Origin of the sequence: Leptolyngbya sp. FACHB-36, assembly GCF_014695955.1 — a bacterium.
Classification (GTDB): domain Bacteria; phylum Cyanobacteriota; class Cyanobacteriia; order Leptolyngbyales; family Leptolyngbyaceae; genus FACHB-36.
The window spans coordinates 1-3270 of record NZ_JACJPG010000379.1 but is presented as its reverse complement, the minus strand read 5'-3'; the positions used below and the strand labels follow the sequence as shown (position 1 = coordinate 3270).

Annotated in this window: 4 protein-coding genes and 1 pseudogene; 1 reads left to right on the top strand and 4 read right to left on the bottom strand. The window is 56.3% G+C overall.

The annotated features are described in order from the left end of the window. A partial coding sequence (locus H6F43_RS10680; protein WP_190342751.1) for a tetratricopeptide repeat protein occupies positions 1 to 1350 on the top strand: 1350 nt, incomplete at its 5' end. Between the two features lie 53 nt (positions 1351 to 1403). Here H6F43_RS10680 and H6F43_RS10675 read toward each other — a convergent pair. The 4 genes and pseudogenes from H6F43_RS10675 to H6F43_RS10660 all read right to left on the bottom strand — a co-directional run. Beyond that, complete coding sequence (locus tag H6F43_RS10675) at positions 1404 to 1628, bottom strand: excalibur calcium-binding domain-containing protein (RefSeq protein ID WP_190342750.1); 225 nt, start codon at positions 1626 to 1628, stop codon at positions 1404 to 1406. A gap of 50 nt (positions 1629 to 1678) precedes the next feature. Next, a complete protein-coding gene (locus H6F43_RS10670) occupies positions 1679 to 2164 on the bottom strand; it encodes a DUF1643 domain-containing protein (protein ID WP_190342749.1) in 486 nt (161 codons plus the stop codon). An 8-nt stretch (positions 2165 to 2172) separates the two neighbouring features. Continuing rightward, positions 2173 to 2784, bottom strand: a complete 612-nt coding sequence (locus tag H6F43_RS10665) for a hypothetical protein (protein ID WP_190342748.1) — start codon at positions 2782 to 2784, stop codon at positions 2173 to 2175. Positions 2785 to 2958: 174 nt separating this feature from the next. After that, positions 2959 to 3270, bottom strand: a pseudogene (locus tag H6F43_RS10660) (thioredoxin family protein); the annotation flags it as partial.

Here is a 3270-nt window from a genome sequence, read left to right as displayed (position 1 = left end):
GCGATGGTGAGCCAGCCTCATCCCGCTTCAGCGCTGAGCGACCTGATCCAAGCCACGATCGCGCAGGCGGGGAATTCGCCCTCCGACTCGGATATCGTCGCGATTGATTTGCTTGAGCAGATTGAAACGCTGCATCAGCAGTCGGCACCTCGCGCCATGATCGCAGCAGCGTATCAAACGCTGGGCAATTTGTACCGCGATCGCATTGAGCAGGGCGACAGTGCCGAGCAGATTTTGATGATTGCGATCTGCGCCTACGAGCAAACGCTGGTGTGGTTAGAAGAGTCATCGCCGCTGTGGGCAGATGTGCTAAACGACCTGGGCAATTTGTACTGGATGCTGTCGCGCTATGCGGCTAGCTCAGAACTGGTCTTATCCTGGCTAGAGCAGGGAATCACGGCGTATCAGCTGGCTCTGAGCCAAACTGACCCGCAGGTGCGTCCTCAAAGCTACGCCATGATCCAGAACAATCTAGGATCGGCGTTTGGCGACCTTGCCCGCTATCGATCGCCTGCCCAAACCCTGCAGCAGTCCATTCAGGCGTATGAAGAAGCGCTGCGCTACCGCAAACCCGAGGACGATCCTGCCCGCTACGCGGCTACCCAAAACAACTTGGGCACCGCGTACTGGAATCTGGCTCAGCACGAGCAGCCTGTACGACGGCTGAAACAAGCGATCGCCGCCTATAGCGAAGCGCTGCACTACTACAGCCAGACGCGAGACCCGCTCCACCACGCCATGATTCAGAACAATTTGGGCACCGCGTACTGGAATCTGGCTCAGTACGACTCCGCGAACCAGGGGGCAGATGCAATGGCTCTTTTGTCGCAGGCGATCGCAGCCTACCGCACGGCGTTGGTTCATCGCACGCTCGATGCGGCTCCTACGGCTCATGCCGCCACTCAAAATAACTTGGGAACCGCCTACTGGCACCTGGCAACCCAAACCGCGCTGCCTCCTGATCAACGCCCAGAGCTGCTTCAGCAGGCAATCGCCGCGTACACAGCTGCGTTGACAGCCGTGCGTCGCCTTCAATCTACTGGAACCGGCGTGGCGTTTGACCCGATCGCCACCGAGAACAACCTGGGCTTAGCGTACTATCAACGGGCGATCGACAAGCATGCGCCTTGCGAAGACGCTCAGCGATCGCGCTATCTGGAAGCCGCGCTACATCACCATTTGCAAGCGATGCAAGCCTGGAGCGATCAGCCGGAATTCTACAAAACCGCGCTTGGCTATGTGGTGCAGACGGTGCGGGCGTTCTACAGCGAGTTCGGCATAAAAGGGCAGCAGCTAGCGCTGTCGAAGGTGCCAGCAAACCTTCTGCCAGAGCTAATGAAGCGCGTATAACCCTACTGAGATCGTTTCTTTCGGGGGATTGCTAGCTGCGCGGCAACTTGACTTCACCGAGTTTCACAGCCAATGCCGTCTCGATCACGATCAAAGCGATGAGGATCGGGTGAACGAACCGGAAAGTTGCGGTGAGGAATGTTTTTGCAGTCCAGGTTTGGCGGCTTTGGAGCAATGCAAACAGTGGGATAGGCGCGATCGCAGGCTTTGGCGGATGCCAACTGAATGGCGAATAGCGCGACGATCGCAGCGATGAGCAACGTGAGAAACGGACGCATACCGATAGAGCGATTCGAGGACCTAGCAGTCTAGGGAGGGTTGACTGTCGCTAAGATTCCCCATTGCCTGCAAACTGCACATACAACACGTCTGCACGCACATACAGCGGATGGCGCGGCTGTCCTAATTTTGTCGTGCCGATGCAATACACTGGACGCTGCGCGAACAGCGGCAGAACGGCGCGATCGCGCCCAAGCAGGGTTCCTCCGTTGCCCCATGCCAGCAGGATACAGGCTACGCGATCGCCAAAGGCCGTCAGGTAGCGATCATTTTCGCTGCCGATCGGGTCTGCGACGTGGCGCAAGGTTGATGGATCGGCTGTGCGGTAGGCGAACAGATTCACCACTTCGAGGGAGCCGAAGTTCCATGTCTGCGCGAAACGGATGCAGCGTCGGATGGTTGGGTCGTTCACGGTAGCATCTGCCCGACTGGGATTCAGCATGACAAATCCGATTCTTGGCGCATCAGAATTCCACGATCGCCACAGCGAATAGCGATAGGTCGTGGTCGGGTCGAGGACGGCTCCAAGCTGCATGGCGATCGTTATCCGACGGGGCGCTGTCCTGGATTGACTGCGTGAACATATTCGCTGCCCGACTCCGGAAAGCCGCGTCGGTAGGTGGCTTCTTCTGGCTTACCCCAACCCAATTGCAAAATCAGCTCTACCGACTGAGCGTTGCCCTGCTGGGAGAGGCTGGCCCATTCGCTGCGCTGGACGATGCGATCGACATCTACCAAATTGATCGGCTGATGAATTTTGCCGCTGTTCAGGCTCAAGAACAGCTCCATTGCTGCGGTTACTTCGTGCCAGAAGTTAAGAATGGTGTCTCTCTTGGATCGCAGCAGCGCCAAATCCCCGGGAAGAGCAATTAATTGGTCGTGCACTCTAGGGCAGTCCATCGCTTTTCCGTTGACCGCGATCGTCTGCCAGACAATTCCAGAGATTTGATGCTCGCGCTGATACTGATGCACCGTCGTCCGAAAATCGCTGTAGGCGGTGAACTTCTGAATTCCATCCGTTGCCAAAAACTGATCGATGACCGGGCTAAACCCTGTTGGACTAGCGTTGAGGTTCAGCCGTTGACCACGGAGACACGCTCTCCGCTCTTCCGCCAGAATTCTAATCAAGTCCTCGGTGCTGTAAATTCCAGACATCGGGCAGGGTGGATTAGGGTTGATCGATCGCGTCGATTTTGCTTCCTTGTAACGTGATTTCCTCAGTGGCGTCAACGTAATTCCGAATTATGAATTTTGCATGTTGGTACGGACAAGGATTCGGACAGGAATTTTCTGAATCATCCGACGTCTCCTCGACTGAATCCATTGTCTTTACTTTGCCAACTCGATGTTAATTTCATTCACCGGACGACGCTTCAATTCCACTGACTCCGATCGTGGCAGCAGGTTAAAGACCTCGCGAAACGTGTCGTCTACTCGCTCAAACGCGATCGCGCCCTTTTCGTTGAGCACAACCTTGCCAGATCTATCGAATAGAACCGTTTGCGGCACGACGCCTTGGTAGTAGTAGCCGGGTTCGGTCGGCGCATAGTCGGGCTTGGGCATAATCGCATCAACCCGAATGGCGAGCAGGTTTGCCGCCCGTCCGTAGAACGCCTGAAGCTGAGACACAACCGAGGCATA